The 7099-nt window shown below is 40.4% G+C and carries 8 protein-coding genes; 7 read left to right on the top strand and 1 reads right to left on the bottom strand.

Annotated features, from left to right (window positions below; genetic code table 11):
* Positions 1–273: 273 nt before the first annotated feature.
* Positions 274–768 carry a DnaD domain protein gene (locus tag BMX84_RS12075; protein ID WP_091490258.1) on the top strand — a complete coding sequence of 165 codons (495 nt, stop codon included), beginning with the start codon at positions 274–276 and terminating at the stop codon, positions 766–768.
* Positions 769–815: 47 nt separating this feature from the next.
* On the opposite strand, the gene BMX84_RS12070 is transcribed toward BMX84_RS12075, so the two are convergent.
* Positions 816–1679, bottom strand: coding sequence for a competence protein ComK (locus tag BMX84_RS12070; protein WP_091490255.1), 864 nt, complete (start codon positions 1677–1679; stop codon positions 816–818).
* Positions 1680–2215: 536 nt separating this feature from the next.
* Here BMX84_RS12070 and BMX84_RS12065 point away from each other — a divergent pair.
* The 6 genes from BMX84_RS12065 to BMX84_RS12040 all read left to right on the top strand — a co-directional run.
* Positions 2216–2524, top strand: a complete 309-nt coding sequence (locus BMX84_RS12065) for an IS1096 element passenger TnpR family protein (protein WP_177165568.1) — start codon at positions 2216–2218, stop codon at positions 2522–2524.
* A 256-nt stretch (positions 2525–2780) separates the two neighbouring features.
* The gene (locus BMX84_RS12060) at positions 2781–3242 is read left to right on the top strand and encodes an IS1096 element passenger TnpR family protein (protein ID WP_218142380.1); all 462 of its coding nucleotides are present in this window, start codon (positions 2781–2783) and stop codon (positions 3240–3242) included.
* Positions 3243–3695: 453 nt separating this feature from the next.
* A complete protein-coding gene (locus tag BMX84_RS12055; protein ID WP_091490237.1) occupies positions 3696–3995 on the top strand; it encodes a hypothetical protein in 300 nt (99 codons plus the stop codon).
* Positions 3996–4001: 6 nt separating this feature from the next.
* Positions 4002–4658: a hypothetical protein gene (locus BMX84_RS12050; RefSeq protein ID WP_091490234.1), complete on the top strand. Its 657-nt coding sequence runs from the start codon at positions 4002–4004 to the stop codon at positions 4656–4658.
* Positions 4659–5056: 398 nt separating this feature from the next.
* A complete protein-coding gene (locus BMX84_RS12045) occupies positions 5057–6040 on the top strand; it encodes a hypothetical protein (RefSeq protein WP_091490231.1) in 984 nt (327 codons plus the stop codon).
* Between the two features lie 816 nt (positions 6041–6856).
* Positions 6857–7099 (top strand): transposase (locus BMX84_RS12040; RefSeq protein WP_177165567.1); only part of this gene is annotated, 243 nt, incomplete at its 3' end.

Genomic DNA, 7099 nt, shown 5'->3' with positions numbered 1-7099 from the left:
ATGACCATTTTCGTACAAACTGACTAGCGTTTTCTTATAGTCGACATCATAGGTTCTTCGGTTTGACATCGATAGACACTCCTTTTCGATAGTTTATATTCTATCAAAACGTGTCCAGGATTTCATACTAACATCAATAGACACTCCTTTTCGATAGTTTATATTCTATCAAAACGTGTCCAGGATTTCATACTAACATCAATTGTCTCCCTTTATCCTGAAGTATCTGTAGAAACTAGCCATGTTGACAGTGATGTGGACTCAACGGAATTAATGTCTACAATAACTACACAAAGTAAAGTAGAGGAAAGTATAGTAAAAGAAAGTAAATCATCATCACAAGTTGAAAAAGAACTAGATGATTCCGATGATGATTTATTACATATCCTTAAAGAATTTGAATCAAAGGTTCAAGTGCCTACACCCCAAATAGAAAAACAACTGAAAGACTGGCTAGCTGTCTTTGAACAGTCTGTTATTCTAGAAGCGATCAGACGAACGCACATGAGTGGTAAGTCGTTTGCTTATATGAATGCCATACTGACAGACTTCCAGAAGAAGGGCGTAAGGAGCTTTGAAGACATTTCGGCTTATGACCGATCCTTCAAGAATCGCCAGAAGTCATTCACTAACCATGTATCAAAGAGTGAATCGCTACCAGACTGGACCAAAGATGAGTACACTGTTGTAGATGATCCGGTTGATGAAGATATAAATCAGGAAGTTATGGATTCACTTAACCGTATACGACAAAAGCGGCAACATTAAAACAGGACTACCAAGTGATGGCAGTCCTGTTGAGGTAGTGATCAGTCTTAGTCGTTAATCTCGTTTTCGTCATTTAATTTTTCCGGTGGAAGTAGATCCAGCAGTGGGTCGCCTTCTTTGAGTAGATCCTGGACGATCCAGCGTCCCTGAAGGAAACTGAGGGTCATCAGCCACGTTGATAGAAGAGGCAGAGGCTGTGAGAAATGACTGCTTACAGTGCACCGCGTCACGACGTTAGGCCGGCTGCTGAATTCTTTTTGATGATGCATGAGTGCCAGCCATTCTGTCACCATCCGCTGCTGGGAATCAGACAAGATCTTAGTCTGCCTGATCAAACGGCTGGCCGTTTTATGCGAAACATTGAGTGTCAGTTCGTGCTTGCCGTCGATATTGAAATACGTTGCTTTTTGGTGCGCCGTGATTGCCTGTACATGATGCAGACCGAGCCAGCTGACAGGTTTCCGGCTCGCTCCGTTAAGCGGTGTAAAGCAGAGTGTCCCGCAGACGAAGGGACACTGACTGAAGATACCAAGTGACTTGCCCAGCTGCATCGTTGCTTTATAGTCTACACCTATGTAATTCATGTAGCGGGTGATGATGTGGGTCGTGATCTCTTTTGACTTAAGCACGCTGCCATTGGTCTGAAAGACTAGGGTATTATAAGGTGAGCTGATTTCCTTAGACAAGTCGCAAACATAAAATGAATCATCATCGAGCAGCAAGTATGTCTGCTCGAGTGCGACGTCTAAAAAGTCTTGCACGCGGTCTTCGTTGATCGACAGGACCCTTAAGTCAGAGCCTTTCTGTTCCGGTATCAGCGCATAAGGTCTGGCTTTTTGATCTTCTGAACATCTGATAAGGGCATCGAAACGGTCCATCATGCTGTCCATATATTCTTTATCATAATCCAATAAACATTCCTCCAGGAAAGTAATAAACTACATTTTGATAGCGATTTCATTAATTATTATAATATATATTTTTGTTTAACGTACATTATGAGAAAAATATTATTTTAGTTATAAAAAACAGAGTTAATTTGTAAACGTGGTCTGTTTTATCGCATACCGGATAAAAAAATCGGACAATCTTATCAGAACCCCGTTAGGAGATCTGAGCAAAACTTCTAGTAAATTCTTAAGCAGACATTTTTCGCAGAGCGAAAAATAACTTTTCAACTACATTATGTTTCCGAGTCCAGAAACATAACAAGTGAGTGTGTCGTCCGGCCTCACTTGTCACGATTACCCTTTATCTTAATAAGTTACTCGTCGGGCACAGCCCACTTATTACGATTCGGTGGTAACTTTAAAAGTGAGCTGCTGCAATTACCTCACTTGTTATCATTCCTTCTCTTATTTCATCTAAAGTAAAGACATGGTAAACTTTTATTGACAAGAGATACGTTTTTAAATGACATAGAAGTGGAGATAGGAGAATGGCGAAAATGCAGAGAGATATTAGACCTGTGCGGCTAAGGCTGGAACTGATTAGTGACTACTTGTCCAGTGACGAGAAGGTGCTGCTGAAACGGTACGGCGAATCGTCTTCAGGCGATCGTATCACAAGAGAGGTGCTGATCCCTTCTGACATGACCCTGCATGCGCTGCACTATGCGCTGCAGAAACTGTTCGGCTGGCAGAACTCGCATTTGAGGCAGTTTAATTTACCGGAAGAAGTCTATCAGAAGCTGACTCAAGGAACAGTCAAAGGCTGGTCAGATCTGGTCGGGGTGCTGTTTCAGCCACCCGTCTGAAGCTGAGCATGATGTATTCTGGGACGATGATTATGAATACGGAAATTTCATTGCTTGGCTGCGGAAGAAATATACTGGTCCATATCAATACGGCGGTTACTTTGAACAGTATGACGCGGCAAGAGAGGATGTAGAAGCACTGCTGGACCGGTTTGAAGAACTGGAGATACAGGAGCCTTTCTCCGACTACCTCGAACGCAGACAGATAGAGCCAGATGCTGAACCGAAAGTTTTCGGAACCAAAGCTCTGGTCGATATGACCCTGGACGAAATGAACGCGGCCATCGCGATGGAAAGCGGCACAGAAAGTTTGATGGAGAGTCTTTTAATTACAGACGTGTTAGGCTATGCCGACGAAGCGGTGAGCGGTTCCGGCTTCCCCGTGACAAACGAGTTGTATTATGAATATGACTACGGTGACAGTTGGATAGTGAAACTGACCAAGCTGAAAAGCTGTGAAGACCTGGTGGCCAATCATTCTGTCACAAAAGAAGAACTGGACGAAGCCAGAGAAACTGTCAAAACTAAGCACAAACCCGTATGTCTTTCGAGAGTCGGACTAAACGTCATGGACGACGTCGGTGGACTGAGCGGCTTTGCGAACTTCTTAAGAGCGATCAATGAACCCGAAGACAAAGAAGAAGCGGCCGACTTCAGGCGCTGGGCCAGAAGCATGGGCTGGAAACAGAAGAAAGTCGATCCTAAGAAAGTACTCTAATAATTGATCCATATAGAAAAGCTTTGAGCTGTTTTGGCTCAAAGCTTTTTGTGTAGAAACGGTACATGAAAACGAAATAGAGTACTCACTTATTCCATTGAACACAAATGCCACACACTGGGGGGATGTAGACATCGATGAAAGGATACTATTTATATCAATATTACGGTGGGTCAAAAGAGATTTTTCACAAACATTAAGGTAGAATGAAACTAACTTTAGGGTAACTGATTTATATCGTTTTAATAGAATATTAAGGAGGGCAATAGTAGTTGCCTTCCTACTTGAGAATGTACTGAGCTCTGATGAATTTGGGAGGTGTACAGATAATTCTGAAAATCTACGCATGCACAAACAGTAGAAGAACGAATTATTACTGTAAAAATTGTTATTGATACTTTACGAAGCAGAGCTTTGATCTATTTTTGATAATGTTGTAGAGGAGATTACACAATGAGTAAATGGTTGACCCTACCCGTTTTGCTTGTTCTTGTGACCGCGTGTAATGACGGGACCGACGAAATATACAACAGTTCCTTTCAAGATGGACTCGATCATATAGCTGCAGAAGATTTTGTCCGTGCTGAAGTATATCTTGAACAAGCACTCGACGCACGTCCTGATGATCAGCGTACAATCGATCTTATGTTTCAGATTAAGCATTACCAGAAGGCTGTGGAACACTTTGACAGGGGAGAATTTGATAATTCACTGGAAGAGCTGGATCGTGTTATAGACACTGAGAATGGTTAGGCTGGCATGGTGAGTATAGCTCAAGACCTAAATCGTTCAGTGCAGCTTGCAATGGATGATATGGCTGCAGAAGCAGAAGAAGCGGAATCTGAAGATAGCGAAACAGAACAATCAGTTGATACTGTCAAAAAAGATAACAATTTATCTGTAGAACAATCTGGCGAAAAGTCAGAAGAGAATGTCAGTGAGGATGACGTAGTTCAAAATGAGAGTATTGATGATAGGATGGAAACTGAGACTTCAAATGTTAGTCACACACCTTCGCTCGAAGGCTACAGCGCACAAGAAACTGAATATGCCCGGGTATTGCTTATGACAGGCATGGTAGATTCTGCATCTTCTATAATTTATATCAGCCATTATCCTGCAGGAAGTCCTGTAGCGGATGGCTACGAAGATAGTATCAAGTTCCTTGATCCAACAACAGTAATAATGGGCGAATATGGATATTCAGGATCAATAACTTATGCTTCTCATGGAGACGGTAACATCACGATATATCCGATGCCTTCGCACTGGCATCAGGAAGATAAGTCTCCAGAAGGCTACAGAACCTATGCACAGGAAATATTAGACGAGGCTGAAACAGTATATGTCGAACCCGGTAATAATAGAGATATAATCAACATAATCGACAGTGTCATATTTGACTATTATGATTAATCAGTAATTTTTCTTTCTCAATTACTAACATTCATTCATATAAACCACTCCAACACCAACTATCAATGATCACTCACACATACTCCCCAACATTGCCAAGCAATTTACCAGTCATTGCCAGCTGATGTACCAGTCATTGCCAGGCAATGAACCAGCTGACACTAGTACCTTCCCATTACCTAATCAAGGGCAACACAAGAATCAGAGTATCTCTAATGGTAAACAGTACATCTGTGTCGTTGTGAAGCAAGAGGATGTCTGACAGCCATAGTGTCGGTACTTTAAACGATTCACTCGCCTTTCAAAAAATTGCAGTGAATGAAACGACAATATTATAGATTTCTTCTTTTCTTGTTCAATTAAAATGGATTATACATCAGGAGGAGAGTAAAAAATGGTTGACCCTGGCACTATTACTCGTATTAACGACCGCTTGCAATGACGAAACCGACGAGTTGTATAACAATTCCTTTCAAGGCGGATTGGACTATATTGCTGCAGAAGACTTTATTCGTGCTGAAGTGTATTTTGAACAGGCCCTTGAAGCGCATCCTGACGATCAGCGCACGACCGACATGATTTATCAGATCCAGCATTATCTGAAGGCTGTCGAACACTTCGACCTGGAACAATATGCTGATTCCATGGAAGAACTGGAATTTGTTTTAGATACAGAGAATGGCTCAGCGGGAATGGCAGCGAAAGCTCAGGACATGTTCGACAACGCTCAGTTAGAACTTGAAAAACTAACTGTAGAAGCTGAAACAGAAGCAGATGAAGAATCAAAACCAGAAGTAGAGGAAGCTGAACCCGAAAAAGATATCGATGCAGAAGAGTTAGTTGAGGATGACGTAGAGACTGGCACTTCAGAGGAAGAACAATCCGAAGAGAATGTGACGGATGAAAGTGATGCAGAAGTTGAGCAAGTTAATATGGTGGTAGCAGAAGAAACGGAACAGGCTACTGAATCCAGCAGCACGGTGGAAGAGAAGCCTGAAGAAGCGGCATATACCTTTGAAGATTTTCACGGGTACTATGCGAACTTTGAAGGAGAGCCATACAATTCAGAGATGGTCCATCTAATCATCATCACTGACAGTAAGTACTATGATATCGTCATAGGATGGGGAGAATATGCAGCGTACGATATCGTCGATTATAGCGTTGATGAAAACTCTTTGTTCATAGCTTATGATCCACCAGAAACTGAAGAAATTGGAATGGAGCTAGAAGCGGGTAGTATAAGTTACTCTATATCTGAGAATAGCAACAGCGATAAAGAATTAATAAGCCAATATAGTTATACTTACTATCCACTAACAGAGGCTGACTTCATCAATACAGGCTTGAACCCAGCTATAGGAGAACTAGGAGAGTTTTAGTAACACAAATTAAAGAACTGATAATATGAAACCTTCTGTATTCAAGGGGCATGTCGGAAGACATGAACTATCATTATACAGAAGGTTTTTTGATTTAGTTATATATCTATAGTTGCTCTCTTATGCGCTTTTATGGGAAGTGCACAGTTGTAGTAGCAGTCATAGAAACCAAAGCAGACACAGTGTCTATCTACGATATTGTATGGAGCCTTTAAATCAAAAACACAAAGAACAAAATCTAATGAACTTTAAAATAATGGTAGATTCATAATGCATTCACAATGAAAGCAGGGTATACTTGGTATATATATTTATAGCAAATAAAACATACGACTTAGTAATATGAAGGAGGGATAGTAGAGAGGGAATGGAATAATCGATAAAAGAAAAAATGTTGAAAGCGAATACAAAATAGGGGTTATGTTAGAATTAATTCTCTTTTAAGATGAAGAGATTCGCTATATGAAACGACAGGTTATAGTAGCTTATCAAGGTTATCAATTCAATAGGTTCATTAATAGCGAGAGAAGTACCTTTATATCACGAAAGTTATGTGTATAACATTTATTTACCTTTACTGGAGAGAGATATCGCTTTAAAGCTGCATTATTCAAAAAAAAATAAATAAAAGAATCTTTCAGATACAAAGTTGTGTAATTTATCGCTGCAATCTGGTGTAGAAAAAGTTTTGCAAAATACATCAGTGAAGAAACGATATGTGTTTATATCTTAGAAAAAACTTAAAGTAATGATGTTAGTATGAAATCCTGGACACGTTTTGATAGAATAAAAACTATCGAAAAGGAGTGTCTATCGATGTCAAACCGAAGAACCTATGATGTCGACTATAAGAAAACGCTAGTCAGTTTGTACGAAAATGGTCATTCAGTAAAGAATTTAAGTGAGGAACATGGCATAGCAGAACAAACCATTTATCGGTGGATCAAAAAATATTCCACAGATGAAAAAACCGGGTATTCTGAAGCAGATATCGAAAAAATTAAAGTAGAGAATGCCCGTCTTAAGACAGACAATGATATCCTAAAAAAGGTCTTAGCC

The sequence above is a fragment of the Alkalibacterium putridalgicola genome (assembly GCF_900109825.1).
GTDB lineage: Bacteria > Bacillota > Bacilli > Lactobacillales > Carnobacteriaceae_A > Alkalibacterium > Alkalibacterium putridalgicola.
This window is presented reverse-complemented; position numbering and strand designations above follow the sequence as displayed.